Origin of the sequence: Streptomyces sp. NPDC012637 (assembly GCF_042954805.1) — a bacterium.
In the GTDB taxonomy this organism is placed as follows: Bacteria; Actinomycetota; Actinomycetes; order Streptomycetales; family Streptomycetaceae; genus Streptomyces.
In genome coordinates this window covers 535,815-551,675 of the sequence record NZ_JBIBDS010000002.1, presented here as the reverse complement: position 1 = coordinate 551,675, position 15,861 = coordinate 535,815, and the positions used below count along the sequence as shown (strand labels likewise).

13 protein-coding genes are annotated in these 15,861 nt (G+C 73.3%); 5 read left to right on the top strand and 8 right to left on the bottom strand.

What is annotated here, in order from left to right; genetic code table 11:
* Positions 1-76: 76 nt before the first annotated feature.
* The gene (locus ACFY8W_RS10685) at positions 77-529 is read right to left on the bottom strand and encodes a VOC family protein (RefSeq protein ID WP_391102844.1); all 453 of its coding nucleotides are present in this window, start codon (positions 527-529) and stop codon (positions 77-79) included.
* Between the two features lie 120 nt (positions 530-649).
* On the opposite strand from ACFY8W_RS10685, the gene ACFY8W_RS10680 reads away from it, so the two are divergent.
* Positions 650-967 carry a DUF6401 family natural product biosynthesis protein gene (locus ACFY8W_RS10680; protein ID WP_391102842.1) on the top strand — a complete coding sequence of 106 codons (318 nt, stop codon included), beginning with the start codon at positions 650-652 and terminating at the stop codon, positions 965-967.
* 128 nt (positions 968-1,095) lie between these two features.
* On the opposite strand, the gene rarD is transcribed toward ACFY8W_RS10680, so the two are convergent.
* Together rarD and ACFY8W_RS10670 are read right to left on the bottom strand one after the other, a co-directional pair.
* Positions 1,096-2,256 carry an EamA family transporter RarD gene (gene rarD / locus ACFY8W_RS10675; RefSeq protein ID WP_391102839.1) on the bottom strand — a complete coding sequence of 387 codons (1,161 nt, stop codon included), beginning with the start codon at positions 2,254-2,256 and terminating at the stop codon, positions 1,096-1,098.
* A gap of 28 nt (positions 2,257-2,284) precedes the next feature.
* Positions 2,285-3,151, bottom strand: a complete 867-nt coding sequence (locus ACFY8W_RS10670; RefSeq protein ID WP_391102837.1) for an NAD(P)H-binding protein — start codon at positions 3,149-3,151, stop codon at positions 2,285-2,287.
* 95 nt (positions 3,152-3,246) lie between these two features.
* Between ACFY8W_RS10670 and ACFY8W_RS10665 the strand changes: the two genes are divergently transcribed.
* The 4 genes from ACFY8W_RS10665 (at position 3,247) to ACFY8W_RS10650 (ending at position 9,048) form a co-directional block, all read left to right on the top strand.
* Positions 3,247-3,639: a winged helix-turn-helix transcriptional regulator gene (locus tag ACFY8W_RS10665; protein ID WP_391102835.1), complete on the top strand. Its 393-nt coding sequence runs from the start codon at positions 3,247-3,249 to the stop codon at positions 3,637-3,639.
* A gap of 92 nt (positions 3,640-3,731) precedes the next feature.
* The gene (locus ACFY8W_RS10660; protein WP_391102833.1) at positions 3,732-4,565 is read left to right on the top strand and encodes a hypothetical protein; all 834 of its coding nucleotides are present in this window, start codon (positions 3,732-3,734) and stop codon (positions 4,563-4,565) included.
* Positions 4,562-6,859 carry an ABC transporter substrate-binding protein gene (locus ACFY8W_RS10655; protein ID WP_391102831.1) on the top strand — a complete coding sequence of 766 codons (2,298 nt, stop codon included), beginning with the start codon at positions 4,562-4,564 and terminating at the stop codon, positions 6,857-6,859. Before ACFY8W_RS10660 ends, ACFY8W_RS10655 begins: the two co-directional genes overlap by 4 nt.
* Before the next feature lie 2 nt (positions 6,860-6,861).
* Positions 6,862-9,048, top strand: coding sequence for an ABC transporter substrate-binding protein (locus ACFY8W_RS10650; RefSeq protein ID WP_391102829.1), 2,187 nt, complete (start codon positions 6,862-6,864; stop codon positions 9,046-9,048).
* Positions 9,049-9,064: 16 nt separating this feature from the next.
* On the opposite strand, the gene ACFY8W_RS10645 is transcribed toward ACFY8W_RS10650, so the two are convergent.
* The 5 genes from ACFY8W_RS10645 to ACFY8W_RS10625 all read right to left on the bottom strand — a co-directional run bounded on the left by ACFY8W_RS10645 (position 9,065) and on the right by ACFY8W_RS10625 (position 15,792).
* Positions 9,065-10,117 carry a thiamine pyrophosphate-dependent enzyme gene (locus ACFY8W_RS10645; RefSeq protein ID WP_391102827.1) on the bottom strand — a complete coding sequence of 351 codons (1,053 nt, stop codon included), beginning with the start codon at positions 10,115-10,117 and terminating at the stop codon, positions 9,065-9,067.
* Positions 10,110-12,047: a 2-oxoacid:acceptor oxidoreductase subunit alpha gene (locus tag ACFY8W_RS10640; RefSeq protein ID WP_391102824.1), complete on the bottom strand. Its 1,938-nt coding sequence runs from the start codon at positions 12,045-12,047 to the stop codon at positions 10,110-10,112. Before ACFY8W_RS10640 ends, ACFY8W_RS10645 begins: the two co-directional genes overlap by 8 nt.
* Positions 12,048-12,403: 356 nt before the next feature.
* Entirely contained in the window at positions 12,404-13,075 is a 672-nt protein-coding gene (locus ACFY8W_RS10635) for a LuxR C-terminal-related transcriptional regulator (RefSeq protein ID WP_391102821.1), read from the bottom strand.
* A gap of 147 nt (positions 13,076-13,222) precedes the next feature.
* A complete protein-coding gene (locus tag ACFY8W_RS10630) occupies positions 13,223-14,509 on the bottom strand; it encodes a sensor domain-containing protein (RefSeq protein WP_391102819.1) in 1,287 nt (428 codons plus the stop codon).
* Between the two features lie 113 nt (positions 14,510-14,622).
* Positions 14,623-15,792 (bottom strand): sensor domain-containing protein, encoded by a 1,170-nt coding sequence (locus ACFY8W_RS10625; RefSeq protein WP_391102816.1) that lies wholly within the window; start codon positions 15,790-15,792, stop codon positions 14,623-14,625.
* Between the last annotated feature and the right edge of the window lie 69 nt (positions 15,793-15,861).

Genomic DNA, 15,861 nt, shown 5'->3' with positions numbered 1-15,861 from the left:
GTCCCGGGAGCCGGAGCGTCACGCGCCCCGCAACCCCCACCCGGACCCGGACCCGGATCGCCACGACCCCGGAACGTCAGTGGACGCAGAACTCGTTGCCCTCCGGGTCCGCCATGACCGTCCACGAGCCGCCCTGTTCCGCGACCTGGCGCAGGACCTTCGCGCCAAGCCCCTCCAGGCGGGCCACCTCGGCCTCGCGGGTGTCCGGCCCGGGGTGGAGGTCCATGTGCAGACGGTTCTTGCCGGCCTTCGGCTCGGGCACCCGCTGGAAGAGGATGCGGTGCCCGAGCCCGGCGTCGGTGTCCGGGTCGAAGGGGTCGTCAGGGTGGCGGACGGCGGCGAGGTCGCGCCAGGCCGGCCGGTCGTGGACGGTGACGGTCACGTCGGGCTCGACCACACCGGCGGCGAGCAGCCGGGAGACGAGGGGGCTGTGGTCCTCCTCGCGGTAGTGGAGGGCGGCGGCCCAGAACCCGGCCTGGGAGTGCGGATCCGCCGAGTCGATGACGAGCTTCCAGTGGATTGCGGTCATGCGACCTTTTATAGGGGCCGCCTCTGACATCGGCCGCGAGGCCGCGCCCGAGGCGCCCCGGTCGTGATCTGCGACCGAAGTCACGGTCTCGCAGGGCCTTTCCGCGCCTAACGTGGAGGGATGAACGATTCGCCCGACTGCCCTCTGGCCGGTGTCGCCGCCACGTACATGCCCCGGCTCTCGGAGATCTCCTTCGAGCCGGGTCTCGTGGCCGCCGTCGACCAGCACGCGGCGGCCGTGTGCGACGCGCTCGTTCCCGCGCAGCGGGGCCCGCGGGCCAGGACCGTCCGCCGCGAGGAACTCGCCGACTACGTGCTCGGCTTCACCGACTGGCTCACCGAGGCCGAGTGGACGGAACCCGCCGGCCACGACTTCGCCACCCTGCGCCTGACTGCCGTCTGCTGGCTCATCCGCGAGCACGACCTGCTGGCGGCCTGACCTGCGTGGGCGAGCACGACCTGCTGGCGGCCTGACCTGCGTCGGCGAGCACGACCTGCTGGCGGCGTGACCTGCGTCGGCCCCCGGCTCGGCCCGCCCCGCGACCCCTCGGCCCCGCCCGCCCGGCCTCAGCGGCCGGGCTGCGCCGGAGGGACCGGCTCCACGACGGAGGCGGTGGCTGACGGGGCCGGCTCCGCGACGGCGACTGTGGCCGAAGGGACCGGCTCCGCGACGGCGACGGACGCGGATACGGAGGCGGAGGCAGAGGCGGGCTCGGCCGGAGCGGCAGCCGCTGCTGCCGCCGCCGCGGCCAGGGCCTCGCGGCTGCGCCGTGCCGTGCGCAGGCCGTCCCAGCTGAGGATCGTCAGGGCCAGCCACACCAACGAGAAGCCCACCCAGCGCTCCGGCGGCATCGCCTCGTGGAAGTAGAGGACGCCGAGCAGGAACTGGAAGACCGGCGCCAGGTACTGGAGCAGGCCGAGGGTGGAGAGCGGGACGCGGATCGCCGCCGCCCCGAAGCAGACGAGCGGGACCGCGGTGATCACACCGGTCGCCGCGAGCAGCGCGGCGTGGCCGGCGCCGTCGGAGGTGAAGGTCGACCGGCCCTGCGTGCCCAGCCACAGCAGGTAGCCGAGCGCGGGCAGGAACTGGACGGCGGTCTCGGCGGCCAGTGACTCCAGGCCGCCGATGTTGACCTTCTTCTTCACCAGGCCGTACGTGCCGAAGGTGCAGGCGAGGACCAGCGAGATCCACGGCAGCCGCCCGTAGCCGACGGCGAGGACGACGACCGCGAGGACTGCGATGCCGACGGCCGTCCACTGCGCGGGCCGGAGCCGCTCCTTGAGCACGAGCACGCCGAGGGCGATGCTGACCAGCGGGTTGATGAAGTAGCCGAGCGAGGACTCGACCACGTGGCCGGCGTTCACGGCCCAGATGTAGACGCCCCAGTTGACGGTGATGAGGCCCGCGGCGAGGGCGACCAGGCCGAGCCGGCGCGGGGTGCGCACCAGGTCGCGGACCCAGCTCCAGCGGCGCAGTGCGAGCAGGGCGAGGCCGACGACGGCGAACGACCAGACCATGCGGTGGGCGAGGATCTCGGCCGCTCCGGCGGGTTCGAGGAGCGGCCAGTAGAGGGGGAACAGGCCCCAGATGCCGTAGGCGGCTATGCCGTAGAGCAGTCCTGCTCTTTCCGCCCGCTGATCGTGCTCCGTCTCCACCGGACCTCCTGCCCCTGCCGGCCCTGCGCCGCGCGTCCCTCGAAGGTAGCGCCGCGAAGGGCCGGCTGTCATGCCCGTATCGCCATACGGTCCTGACGGATCAAGAAGCGGCGAGCGCCTCGCGGATCGTCTCGGAGATCGGGGTGGTGGGGCGGCCGATGAGGCGGGACAGGTCGTCGCCGCGGGCGGCCAGCGCGCCGCGGGCGACGGCCTCGTCGACGTCGACCAGGATCTCGGCGAAGGGCTGCGGCACGCCGGCGCCGACGAGGATCTCCAGGTGCGTGGCGGCGGGCACGTTCGTGTAGCCGATCTCCCGGCCGGACTGGCGGGCCACCTCGGCCGCGTACTCGGCGAGGGACCACGACACGTCGCCGCTCAGCTCGTACGCCCGGCCCAGGTGCTCGTCGAGCGGGCCGGTCAGCACGGCGGCGGCCGCGGCGGCGTAGTCGGCGCGGGCGGCGGAGGCGATGCGGCCCTCGCCCGCGTTGGCGACGACGGCGCCGTGGGCGAGGACGGGGGCGAGGTTGGCGGTGTAGTTCTCGGTGTACCAGCCGTTGCGGAGGAAGGTGTACGGCAGCCCGGAGTCGAGGATCGCCTGCTCGGTCGCCTTGTGCTCGTCGGCCAGGGCGAAGTCGGCCTCGGGGCCGCCGAGGACGCCGGTGTACGCGAGCTGGGCGACGCCCGCGGCCTTGGCGGCGGTGATCACGGCGGTGTGCTGCGCCAAGCGCTGCCCGACCTCGCTGCCGGAGATCAGCAGCACCCGGTCGCCGGCCTGGAAGGCGCCGGCCAGCGTCTCGGGCTCGGAGTAGTCGGCGACCCGCAGCTCGACGCCGCGCTCGGCCAGGTCGGCGGCCTTCGCCTTGTCGCGGACGACGGCGACGAGGGACTCGGCGGGCTCGGAGGCGAGGAGGGCGTCGACGACGAGACGGCCGAGCTGTCCGGTGGCTCCGGTGACGACGATGCTCATGGGGGTTCTCCCGGGGTGCGGTGAAAGGGCAACGCACTCACCGTACGGCTGGCGCTAACCATTCGAAAGTACCCACTTTGAAGTAAGGTACTGGTATGCCGGTAAGTACCCAAGGTGCCAGGAAGCCCGACGTCAACGACGCGATGTGCCCCTCGCGCCTCGTCCTGGAGCACGTCACCAGCCGCTGGGGCGTCCTCATCCTCATCGCCCTGCTCGACCGCTCGTACCGCTTCGGCGAGCTGCGCCGGAAGATCGGCGGGGTCAGCGAGAAGATGCTCACCCAGACCCTCCAGACGCTGGAGCGGGACGGCTTCGTCCACCGCGACGCCAAGCCCGTCATCCCGCCCCGCGTCGACTACAGCCTCACCCCCCTCGGCCGCGAGGCCGCCGCGCTCGTCGCGGAGCTCGGTCGCTGGACGGAGCAGCGGCTCGGGGCGGTCGAGGAGGCGCGTGTGCGTTACGACACGGTGCGTGAAGCGTCCCAATGATGTTGTAACCGGGGCCCGTTGGGGCCGCCCGGCGTACGATCGCTCACCTACGGGGGATTCCGTGACCGTTTGTGGGGGGAATCGTGGCGCACGTGAGGCGAAGACTGCTGCGCGCTTGCGGGGCGGTGACGGCGGGCGCGGCACTGCTCCTGGCCGGATGCTCCGCGGAGGACGGAGGGGCCGGCGGGAACGGCGGGGCCAAGGGGGGCGGCAAGGGCGGTACGAGCCAGAGCGCGTCGGCACCGCCGACGGCGAGCCCGACACCGAGCCCCGCCGGCATCGACTTCACGCCGGACCCGTCGCGCGTGCCGAAGACCACGGCCGACGCCGACCGGCTGGCCCGCGAGATCGTCGCGGGCCCCGACGCCTGGGGCCCGGACTACGTCAAGCGCACCCCGTACCTCAGCGCCCCCGGCTCCTGGCCGGTGCTCGACGCGAAGTGCACCTGGGAGGGCGGCGAACGCCCCCGCTCCGTCCTGTCCAGCGTCACCGCCTACAGCGAGATCCCGGCCGCCGGCGGCAAGGGACCGCTGAGGGTCGCCGCGACCGTCACCGTGCACCGCACCGAGTCCGACGCCGACTGGGAGATGGCGGAGACGCTGGAGGAGGCGCTCCGCTGCCCCGACCAGCGGCTGCGCGACGGCGAACGCATCATCGGCCTCACCTCGCTGGGAACTCCCTACGGCACCGGCGGCAACACCAGCACGATCGACACCGTCCTGGAGCGGGGCGACTACCTCAACGTGGCCTTCAAGGGGCGGCACTACTACACCTGGCTCCAGAGCCGCGTCGGGCAGGTCACCGTCGCCACCGTCGTCAAGGGAGCCCCCGGCTACACCGAGGAGGCCGGGGCCAACGACGCCCAGGTCCGGGCCAACGTCATCATGCAGGACCGCGTCAAGAAGCAGTTGGGAGCCCAGTCATGAGCCCGACGGCCCAGCCCGGCCCCCAGCCCGGCCCCCAGCCCGTCCCCGAGCCCGTCCCGCAGCCCGGCGCGCTCCAGCCGCTCCTCCCCGCCGACCCCTCCTCGATCGCCGGATACCGCCTCCTCGGCCGGCTCGGCGCCGGCGGCATGGGCGTGGTCTACCTCGGCCGCACCGACGGCGGCGAGCTCGCCGCCGTCAAGGTCACTCTCGCCGACCATGCCGACCAGGCAGACTTCCGGGCCCGCTTCCGCCGCGAGGTCGAGGCCGCGCGCAGGGTCGCCAGCCCCTGGGCCGTCCCCGTGACCGGCGCCGATCCCGACGCGCCCGAGCCGTGGATGGCCACCGCCTTCGTTCCCGGACCGTCCCTCGGCGAGGCCGTCCGTGCGCACGGGCCGCTGCCCGAGCGCAGCGTACGGATCCTCGGCGGCGCCGTCGCCCGCGCGCTGGCCGCCGTCCACGCGGCCGGGATCGTGCACCGCGACGTCAAGCCGGGCAACATCCTGCTGGCCGTCGACGGTCCGCGCCTCATCGACTTCGGCATCGCCAGGGACACCGGCGAGACCGGGCTGACCTCGGCCGACATGGTCGTCGGCACGCCCGGCTTCCTCGCCCCCGAGCAGGCCGAGGCCCGGGCCGCCGAGATCGGTCCTGCCGCCGACGTGTTCGCCCTCGGCTGTCTGCTCGCCTTCGCGGCCACCGGCCGCCCGCCGTTCGGCACCGGCGCCCTGGACGCGCTGTTGTACCGGACCGTGCACGACGAGCCCGACCTCGCCGGCGTACCCGAGCGGCTGCTCGACCTCGTACGGCAGTGCCTCGCCAAGGAGCCGGCCGAGCGCCCCACCGCCGAGGAGATCGCCGACCGGCTCACCGAGGACACCCCGGGCGCCCCCGCCGACTGGCTGCCCGCCCCGGTCGTCACCACCATCGCCGCCCGCTCGGCGGCCATGCTGGCGTTGCCTGACATCGACCCGACCGCACCCGGTACGGACCCCGCCGCCCCGGCCACGTCCAGCAGACGGGGCTTCCTGCTGCTCGGCGCCGGTGCCGCGGTGCTCGCGGCCGGCGGCGGCGCGTTCGCCCTGTGGAACTCCCGGCGCGACGACAGCGACGGAGACGGGAAGCACCCCGCGCCGAAACCCCGGGACACCTGGGCCATCGGCGTCCTCGCCGACCTGTCCGGCCCCGCCCAGGAGATCGGCCGGGCCCAGGAACGCGGAGCCCGGCTCGCCGTCGAGCGGTTCAACGCCGCGCACAAGGGCAAGCCCTTCACCCTCGAACTCAAGGTCTCCGACGACCGCGGCGACCGCGCCGGTGCCCTCGCCGCTGCCCGCCGACTCACCTCCGACCCCTCCGTGGTCGCCGTCCTCGGCCCCACCTCGGACGACACGGGCATCGCCGCGCTCCCCGCCTTCGAGGAGGCCGGCGTCCCGCTCCTCACCGTCTCGGCGGGCTACAACCTCTTCACCCTGCGCGGCGACGGCGGACCGCCGAACACGACCGTGCTGCGCGCCATCCCGAACCACCTCATGGCGGGCACCTACCTCGCCTGGTCCGCCACGCTGCTGCCGCAGATCCGGCGCCCCGGAGTCCTCGAGGAACGCACCGACGACCAGTACAGCTGGCAGTACACCGCCGGCGTCCGCTTCGGCTTCAGGCACGCCGGTATCGAGCCGCACTTCCGGGTGGTCCCGGCCCGGGCCCGGGCGACCGACTACCGCCGGGTCATCGGCGAGATGATCGACGCCGGCATCGACGCGTACGTCCACTGCGGCGTCCGCTCCACGGCCGTGCTCGCCGCCCGCGCCCTGAACCAACTCGGCTTCTCCGGGCCCCGGTTCACCGGTCAGCACGTCCTGGGGTCGGCGTTCCTGAAGGAGGCCGGGAGCGCCGCCGAGGGCTGGTTCGTCTGCGCGCCCGTCGTCGACCCCGTCCAGCGGGCCGCCGACACCAAGCAGAAGACGGCCGACCGCAAGGCCACCCAGGACTTCCTCGACGCCTACCACAAGCGCTACCGCACCACCCCGGCCTTCTACACCGGTGAGGCCTTCGACGTGGTCAACCTGGTCACGACCTGGCTCGGCTCGAGCGCCGCGAAGGGCGCGCCCACCCGCAAGGGACTGTGGGACGCCCTGCGCCGACAGAAGTACACCGGGGCCATGGGCGGTTACGCGTTCCGCGACAACGGCGAGCTCACCGGTGTCGGCACCTTCGTCTACGGCGTGCAGCAGGGGGCCTACAAGTTCATCGGCGCGGCGCCCGCCGAGCCCGCCGGCACCAAGCCCAAGAAGAGCTGACGGTGCAGCCCCTCAAGAAGTCGGACCCCTCCGCCATCGCCGGCTACCGGCTGCTGGGGCGGCTCGGCGCCGGCGGCATGGGCGTGGTCTACCTGGCCCGGTCCGCCGGCGGCGCGCTCGCCGCGCTCAAGCTGATCCGCGCCGAGCACGCCGCCGACCCCGGCTTCCGGGCCCGCTTCCGCCGTGAGGCGGTCACCGCCGGGACCATCACCGGCCGCTGGGTGGTCCGGGTCCTGGGTGCCGACCCGGAGGCCCGAGAGCCGTGGCTGGCCACCGAGTTCGTGCCCGGGCCCTCGCTCGCCGAAGCCGTCGCCCTGCACGGCGCGCTGCCCGCGTCCACCGTGCGCGCCCTGGGCGCCCGGCTCGCCGACGCCCTCGACGGCATGCACGCGGCCGGGCTCGTCCACCGCGACGTCAAGCCCGGCAACGTCCTCCTCGCCCTCGACGGGCCACGGCTCATCGACTTCGGCATCGCCCGGGTCAGCGGCGCCACCGCGCTCACCGCCACCGACGCGATGATCGGCACGCCCGGCTTCCTCGCCCCCGAACAGGCCGGGGTCGCCAGCGCCGCCGAGGTCGGCCCGGCCGCCGACGTCTTCTCGCTCGGCTGCGTCCTCGCGTACGCCCTGACCGGCCGCCGGCCGTTCGGTACGGGTGGGGTGGCCGCGGTCGTCTACCGCACGGTTCACGAGGAGCCCGACCTCGACGGCCTGCCCGAGCCACTGCTGCCGCTGGTCGAGGCCTGCCTCGCCAAGGACGCCGCCGACCGGCCCGGCGCCGCCGAGGTGCGGGACGCCCTCGGCCCGTACGAGCGCCCGCCGGCGGGCGACTGGCTGCCGCCCGGCCTGCCCGCCCTGATCGCCCAGCGCTCGTCGCGGGTCCTGGACCTGCCGGTCGCCGATCCGACCGTACTCAACCCCCCGGAGCCGCAGGGGACTTCGCGGCGCCGCTTCCTGCTCCTCGGCGCGGCCGGGGCCGTCGCGGGCACCGGCGGCGTCACCGCCTGGCTGCTCGGCCGCGACCCGGCCACCGGGACGGGCGGCGGCACCGGCGGCGCCACGGGGGCGCCGAGGACGGCGTACACGCTCGGTGTGCTCACCGACCTCAGTGGCCCCGGCAAGGCGGACGGGCGCGCCCAGGAACGCGGGCTGCGTCTCGCCGCGGAGACCTTCAACGCCCGCGCCGACCGGCCCTTCGACCTGGTCCTCAAGGTGACGGACGACGGAGGGAAGCCCGAGCGGGCGGCCGCCGGGGCCCGCGCCCTCCTCAAGGATCCGTCGCTGGTCGCCGTCCTCGGGCCGGCGACCACGGAGACGGCCGTCGCCGCGGCGAACGTCCTCGTCGACCCGAAGGTGCCGATGCTGAGCGTGGTACCGGCGGTGCCGGACGGGGTGATCCGGGGCCAGATGCCGGAGATGCGCACGTACTTCGAACTGCGGCCCGTCCCCGACGTGATGATCGTGCCGTTCGGCCGCTACCTCTCCGAGCACGGACTGGGCCGCACCGCCGTCATCGAGGACCGGGCGGCCGGCACCTACAGCTGGCTCGCCGCCCGGAGCGTGAAGAACTCACCGCCCGCCGACGGCACGGTCACCGTGCACCAGGTCGCCGCGGACAGCGAGGACTTCGGCCCGGCGGTCCGGGCCGCGCTCGCCACCTCCCCGACGGGCGTCATGTACGTGGGGAAGTCGCCGCGCCGGGCCGCCCTGTGCGCCAAGGCCCTCCGGCAGCAGGGATACCGGGGCCCGCGCGGAAGCGTCGAGGCCGCCCTCCGGCCGGAGTTCCTCACCGTGGCGGGTCCGGCCGCCGAGGGCTGGTACTTCGGGACGGGCTTCACCGATCCCGACACGGTCCCGTCCGCGAAGCAGTTCGCGGCCGCGTACCGCAAGCGCTGGCGGCTCGCGGCCGCGGACCCGATCGACCGGTTCGCGGTGGAGGCGTACGACGCCCTCAACTGGATCGGTCAGGCGCTGCGCAGCGCCGCCGAGAGGAACACGGAGCGCCCCAGCGCGGCGATGTCGGTCGCGTTCATGAAGGACGACGCGACGTACCGCGGCGTGGCCAGGTCCTACAACGCCAGGGCCAACGACAGCGCGGCCGCCCGGCTGGAAGGCCTGACCCTCTGGCAGATCAGGTCCGGCGCGCCGCGCTGCCTCGGCCCGTTCGCCGAGGCAGCGAAGCGCGACTGACCGTGCGGGCCGCCGGTCAGCCCACCACCGTCCAGGTGTCCCTGCCCGTGAGCAGCTGCGACAGGTCGCCCTTGCCCTGCTGCTCCACCGCCTGCTCCAGCTGGTCCGCCATCAGCGTGTCGTACACCGGGCGCTCCACCGACCGGAAGACGCCGATGGGCGTCTGGTGCAGCGTGTCCGGGTCGGCGAGGCGGGAGAGGGCGAAGGCGGTCGTCGGCGAGGACGCGTGGGCGTCGTGGACGAGGACGCGCGACTCGTTCTCCGGCGTCACCGTGACGACCTGGAGGTCGCCGGTGGCCGGGTCGCGGACGACGCCCTTGTCGAGCTCGGCGCCGAAGCGGATCGGCTGTCCGTGCTCCAGGCGGATGACCGCCTCCTTGGCCTGGTCCTTGTCCTTGAGGACCTCGAAGGCGCCGTCGTTGAAGATGTTGCAGTTCTGGTAGATCTCCACCAGGGCGGTGCCGTTGTGGTCGGCGGCCTGGCGCAGCACCTCGGTGAGGTGCTTGCGGTCGGAGTCCACGGTGCGGGCCACGAAGCTCGCCTCGGCGCCCAGTGCCAGGGACACCGGGTTGAAGGGCGCGTCGAGGGAGCCCATCGGGGTCGACTTGGTGATCTTGCCGAGCTCCGAGGTGGGGCTGTACTGGCCCTTGGTCAGGCCGTAGATCCGGTTGTTGAAGAGCAGGATCTTCAGGTTGACGTTGCGGCGCAGCGCGTGGATGAGGTGGTTGCCGCCGATGGACAGCGCGTCGCCGTCACCGGTGACCACCCACACCGACAGGTCGCGGCGCGAGGTCGCCAGGCCGGTGGCGATGGCCGGGGCGCGGCCGTGGATGGAGTGCATCCCGTAGGTGTTCATGTAGTACGGGAAGCGGGAGGAGCAGCCGATGCCGGAGACGAAGACGATGTTCTCCTTCGCCAGGCCGAGTTCGGGCATGAACCCCTGCACGGCGGCGAGCACGGCGTAGTCGCCGCAACCGGGGCACCAGCGGACCTCCTGGTCCGACTTGAAGTCCTTCATGGACTGGGCGGCCTCGGCCTTGGGCACCAGGTGCAGCAGCGACTCACTCATCGATGACCTCCTTGAGGGCCGCGGCGAGCTGCTCGGCCTTGAACGGCATGCCGTTGACCTGGTTGTGGCTGCGGGCGTCGACCAGGTACTTCGCCCGGACGAGGGTGGCGAGCTGGCCCAGGTTCATCTCGGGTACCACCACCTTCTCGTAGCGCTTCAGGACCTCGCCGAGGTTCTTCGGGAAGGGGTTGAGGTGCCGCAGGTGGGCCTGGGCGACGGGGCGGCCGGCGACCCGCAGCCGGCGTACGGCGGCGGTGATCGGCCCGTAGGTGGAGCCCCAGCCGAGGACAAGGGTCTTCGCGCCGTCCGGGTCGTCGACCTCGATGTCGGGCACCTCGATGCCGTCGATCTTGGCCTGCCGGGTGCGGACCATGAAGTCGTGGTTGGCCGGGTCGTACGAGATGTTGCCGGTGCCGTCCTGCTTCTCGATGCCGCCGATGCGGTGCTCGAGGCCGGGCGTGCCGGGCAGTGCCCACGGGCGGGCCAGGGTCTCCGGGTCGCGCTTGTACGGCCAGAAGACCTCGGTGCCGTCGGCCAGGGTGTGGTTCGGGCCGGTGGCGAACGTCGTGGTCAGGTCGGGCAGTTCGTCGACGTCCGGGATGCGCCAGGGCTCGGAGCCGTTGGCGAGGTAGCCGTCGGACAGCAGCAGCACCGGGGTGCGGTAGGTGAGCGCGATCCGGGCCGCGTCGAGCGCCGCGTCGAAGCAGTCGGCGGGCGTCTTCGGGGCCACGACCGGCACCGGGGCCTCGCCGTTGCGCCCGTACATGGCCTGGAGCAGGTCGGCCTGCTCCGTCTTGGTCGGCAGGCCGGTGGACGGGCCGCCGCGCTGGATGTCGACGATGAGCAGCGGCAGCTCCAGGGAGACGGCCAGGCCGATCGTCTCGGACTTCAGCGCCACGCCGGGGCCGGAGGTCGTGGTCACGGCGAGCGAGCCGCCGAAGGCCGCGCCGAGCGCGGCGCCGATGCCGGCGATCTCGTCCTCGGCCTGGAAGGTGCGCACGCCGAAGTTCTTGTGCTTGCTCAGCTCGTGCAGGATGTCCGAGGCCGGCGTGATCGGGTACGAGCCGAGGTAGAGCGGCAGGTCCGCCTGGCGGGAGGCGGCGACCAGCCCGTACGAGAGGGCCAGGTTCCCGGAGATGTTGCGGTAGGTGCCGGTGGGGAAGGCCTTGGTCGCGGGGGCGACCTCGTAGGAGACGGCGAAGTCCTCGGTGGTCTCGCCGAAGTTCCAGCCGGCCCGGAAGGCGACGATGTTCGCCTCGGCGATCTCGGGCTTCTTCGCGAACTTCTGGCGCAGGAAGGTCTCGGTGCCCGCGGTGGGCCGGTGGTACATCCAGGAGAGCAGTCCGAGCGCGAACATGTTCTTGCTCCGCTCGGCCTCCTTCCTGGACAGGCCGAAGTCCTTCAGGGCCTCGACCGTGAGCGTGGTCAGCGGCACCGGGTGGACCCGGTAGCCGGCCAGCGAGCCGTCCTCCAGGGGGGAGGTCTCGTAGCCCACCTTGGCCATGGCGCGCTTGGCGAACTCGTCGGTGTTGACGATGATCTCGCCGCCGCGCGGCACGTCCCCGATGTTGGCCTTGAGCGCGGCCGGGTTCATCGCGACCAGGACGTTCGGGGCGTCGCCCGGGGTCAGGATGTCGTGGTCGGCGAAGTGCAGCTGGAACGAGGACACACCCGGCAGCGTGCCGGCGGGGGCCCGGATCTCGGCGGGGAAGTTCGGCAGCGTGGAGAGGTCGTTCCCGAAGGACGCCGTCTCCGAGGTGAACCGGTCACCGGTGAGCTGCATGCCGTCGCCGGAGTCGCCCGCGAAGCGGATGATCACCCGGTCGAGCCGGCGGACTTCCTTCGCTGAGCCGTGGTCGCCCGTCGCCGGGGCGCTGCGCTGCTCCCCGACCAGGGCCTCACCGGCCTCGCTACTGACCTGGCTGGTCACTGAACTGGACCTCCCTCGCGGCAGGGTCTCTCCGTCGAGGCTGTCCCCGCGGAGAAGGCTCGGGAGACGGCCGGCACCCCGGCCGTCCCGTGGCCCACCCTACGTCCGAGGGGTGGGCCTTCCCGGGACTTCTCGCATCGTGGACCTCGTTTCGAGACGCCCACTGGCGCCCTTATATGGTCAATTGTCGCGCTCCGTGAACTGTCGGGTCCACCCGGAGGTCACGTTGTGCTCATCCTCAGTAACGACTCGTCGCATTGAGTCGCTCCTGTGCCGCGCTAAAGCCGTGCTGATCTTTCCTGGTGGCGGGAGGTCCGGGCGGCACCTTCCGCGCCACCTGACAGGGTGTCAGCCGACTACGAATTCAGATAGGTCAGTACGGCGAGTACCCGACGGTGATCCCCGTCACTCGGCGAGAGCCCCAGCTTCAGGAAGATGTTGCTGATGTGCTTCTCCACCGCGCCGTCGCTCACCACCAGCTGCTTCGCGATGGCCGAATTCGTACGCCCTTCCGCCATCAGGCCCAGCACCTCCCGCTCGCGCGGCGTCAGCGCCGCAAGCACGTCCTGCTTCCGGCTCCGGCCGAGCAGCTGCGCCACCACCTCCGGGTCGAGCGCCGTACCGCCCCTGGCCACCCGCACCACCGCGTCCACGAACTCGCGGACCTCGGCCACCCGGTCCTTCAGGAGATAGCCGACGCCCGTGCTGGACCCGGCGAGCAGCTCCGTCGCGTACTGCTCCTCCACGTACTGCGACAGGACGAGCACCCCGATCCCCGGGTGCTCCTTCCGCAGCCGCACCGCCGCCCGCACGCCTTCGTCCGTGTGCGTCGGGGGCATCCGTACGTCGGCCACGACCACGTCCGGCAGGGCGCCCCCGCCCGCGAGATCGGCCACCGTCTTCACCAGCGCCTCACCGTCACCCACCTTGGCGACCACCTCGTGGCCCAGATCGGTGAGGAGCCGGGTCAGGCCCTCGCGCAGCAGCACCGAATCCTCGGCGATGACCACGCGTACGCTGTCCGTCACGTCTTCTGCCTTTCTGCCACCTGGCTGGGTGCCCCAGCATCGCAGCAGAAGGGACGCGGCGGGCGCAGTGGAGGTTCAACCGGGCCACGGGCGGCCGGGCTTGGGACCTTGCCCGGCCCCGGCCCGCCGGACCGGGCCCTGCGTCTCCTAGGCCCGCCAGGGCAGCTCGGCGGTGACGGTCGTCGGGCCGCCCGCGGGGGAGTCGACCGCGAGGACGCCGTCGACGGCGCCGAGCCGCTCCGCCAGGCCCGCGAGGCCGCTGCCGCCGGCCGGGTCGGCGCCGCCCACCCCGTCGTCGCGTACCTGCAGCATCAGCCGGCCGTCCGTCCGCCACACGTCCACCCAGGCCCGGCGGGCCCGGGAGTGCTTCGAGACGTTCTGCAGCAGTTCCGAGACCGTGAAGTAGGCGATGCCCTCGATCGCCGCGGCCGGCCGGCCCGCCAGGTCCACGTCCACCGACACCGGCACCGTGCAGCGGGCGGCGAGCGCCGACAGGGCGGCGTCCAGGCCACGGTCGGTGAGGACCGCAGGGTGGATGCCGCGCGCCAGGTCGCGCAGCTCCTGGAGGGCCAGCTTCACCTCGCCGTGCGCCTCGTCGACCATCACCGCCGCGGCCAGCGGATCCCGCGCCAGCTTCTCCTTCGCCAGGCCCAGGTCCATCGCCAGGGCCACGAGCCGTGCCTGGGCACCGTCGTGCAGGTCGCGCTCGATGCGCCGCAGGTCGGCGGCGGCCGTGTCCACGACCACGCCCCGGTCCGACTCCAGCTCCGTCACCCGGCTCGCCAGCCGGGACGGGCCGAGCAGCCCCGACACCATCAGCAGGTCGACCGCCACCAGACCGCGCAGCACCCACGGCCCCACGAACACGAAGAGCAGACCCACGCCGCAGGTCACGGCGATCTCGAAGGGCGAGTCCAGATAGATGCCGTGCGTCCCGTCCCCGTACACCTGGAGGCCGTCCTGGCCCGCGTACATCGGGAACACCCACTGCCACAGCGGATACGTGAACAGGCTCCAGCCCCACGCCCACAGCGCCACCGCCACGGAGAAGGAGAACACCGCCCACGGGAAGTGCAGCAGCGCGTACAGCAGGTGCCGCCAGGACACCCCGCTCTTCAGCGTCGCGCCCATCCACGACAGCGCCCCGCCCGTACGGCCCCGGGCCGGCTCCGGCGCCCGCACGTCCAGGTCCAGCATCCCGCGCGCCCGAGCCCGCTCCACCGCGCCGAAGCCACGGCACACGGCGAGCGCCCCGGCGAGCACCGGGATCCCGAGGAACGTCACGAGCAGCCCGGCACCGGCCGAGACCAGGGTGACGGCGAGGCAGAAGGCGACGACGCTCAGCGGGAAGCCGGTCAGGACGTAGCCCAGCTCGCGCCAGGTGCGTCCCTCGAAGGGCGCGCGGAGGCCGGCGGGCAGACGGTGGGAGTCCATCGGAGATCCGTTTCTCACGCGGGGTGGTCGTTCGGTTAGCCGCTTCCCACCCTCCCGGGAGTGAAGGGCCCGGCACCATGAGGCGGGTCGGCGTCTGCGGCCGGGGGTTTTCCCTACCGTCCGCCGCCGCGGACGCCGTCGCGGTCCCGCCAGGGCAGCTCGGCCGTGACGGTCGTCGGGCCGCCCGCGGGGGAGTCGACCGCGAGGACGCCGTCGACGGCGCCGAGCCGTTCCGCCAGGCCCGCGAGGCCGCTGCCGGTGGCCGGGTCGGCGCCGCCCACCCCGTCGTCGCGTACCTGCAGCATCAGCCGCTCCTTCGTCCGCCACACCTCCACCGAGGCCGACCGCCCTCCGGAGTGCTTGGAGACGTTCTGCAGCAGCTCGGAGACCGTGAAGTAGGCGATGCCCTCGATCGCCTCCGCAGGCCGCTCCGCCAGGTCGACGGAGACCTTCACCGGCACCGTGCAGCGCGCGGCGACCGCCGAGAGGGCGGCGTCGAGGCCACGGTCGGTGAGGACCGCAGGGTGGATGCCGCGTGCCAGGTCGCGCAGCTCCTGGAGGGCCAGCTTCACCTCGCCGTGCGCCTCGTCGACCATCGCCGCCGCGGCCTCCGGGTCGTCGAGCAGCTTCTCCTTGGCGAGCCCGAGCCCCATGGCGAGGGCCACGAGCCGTGCCTGGGCACCGTCGTGCAGGTCGCGCTCGATGCGGCGCAGGTCGGCGGCGGCGGTGTCCACGACGACGCCGCGGTCCGACTCCAGCTCGGCGATCCGCCGCTCCAGCTCGTCCGAGGGCGAGAGCAGCCCGCGCACCATGGCCCGGTCGACGTTGGCGAGACCGCGCGCCACGAACGGCAGCACCGGCCACAGCACGATCAGCGACACCAGCGTGACGGCGAAGGTGAGCACGCCCCACGGCAGCCGGACGAACCCGTACAGCTGGCTGCGCCACGCCACCGGGTCCTTCAGCTGCGCCCACAGCCAGGGCAGGAAACCCTCCTGGTGCGGCAGCCGGCTCGGGGCGTCCACGTGCACCCCGAGCAGGGCGCGCGCCCTGGCCCGCTCCGAGCGGCCCATCCCGCGCGCCCCGGCCAGCCCGAGCGCGAGCAGCGGCAGACCGACGACGGTCACCGCCAGGCCCACCCCGAGGGCGACCGTCACCACCGCGTACAGGAAACCGGCGAGCGCGCACGGCAGATCGGCGAGGAGGTGCGCGACCTCCTTCCAGGTGTGCCGGCCGTAGGCGAGGCGTGCGGGCGGCGGCGGGGTGTCGGTGTGGCTGCTCATGGGATCAAGGCTGCCGGTCGCGGGCCCCGACACGCCATGGGGGAGGTGGCCGCAGCAGAGGGGGGATAA

What these genes read in the sequence shown, in the direction of transcription:
- ACFY8W_RS10655 (WP_391102831.1), top strand. Translation starts at nt 4,562, where the DNA reads ATGAGCCCGACGGCCCAGCCCGGCCCCCAGCCCGGCCCCCAGCCCGTC.
- ACFY8W_RS10665 (WP_391102835.1), top strand. Translation starts at nt 3,247, where the DNA reads ATGCCGGTAAGTACCCAAGGTGCCAGGAAGCCCGACGTCAACGACGCG.
- ACFY8W_RS10670 (WP_391102837.1), bottom strand. Translation starts at nt 3,151, where the DNA reads ATGAGCATCGTCGTCACCGGAGCCACCGGACAGCTCGGCCGTCTCGTC.
- ACFY8W_RS10645 (WP_391102827.1), bottom strand. Translation starts at nt 10,117, where the DNA reads ATGAGTGAGTCGCTGCTGCACCTGGTGCCCAAGGCCGAGGCCGCCCAG.
- ACFY8W_RS10630 (WP_391102819.1), bottom strand. Translation starts at nt 14,509, where the DNA reads ATGGACTCCCACCGTCTGCCCGCCGGCCTCCGCGCGCCCTTCGAGGGA.
- rarD (WP_391102839.1), bottom strand. Translation starts at nt 2,256, where the DNA reads ATGACAGCCGGCCCTTCGCGGCGCTACCTTCGAGGGACGCGCGGCGCA.
- ACFY8W_RS10625 (WP_391102816.1), bottom strand. Translation starts at nt 15,792, where the DNA reads ATGAGCAGCCACACCGACACCCCGCCGCCGCCCGCACGCCTCGCCTAC.
- ACFY8W_RS10685 (WP_391102844.1), bottom strand. Translation starts at nt 529, where the DNA reads ATGACCGCAATCCACTGGAAGCTCGTCATCGACTCGGCGGATCCGCAC.
- ACFY8W_RS10680 (WP_391102842.1), top strand. Translation starts at nt 650, where the DNA reads ATGAACGATTCGCCCGACTGCCCTCTGGCCGGTGTCGCCGCCACGTAC.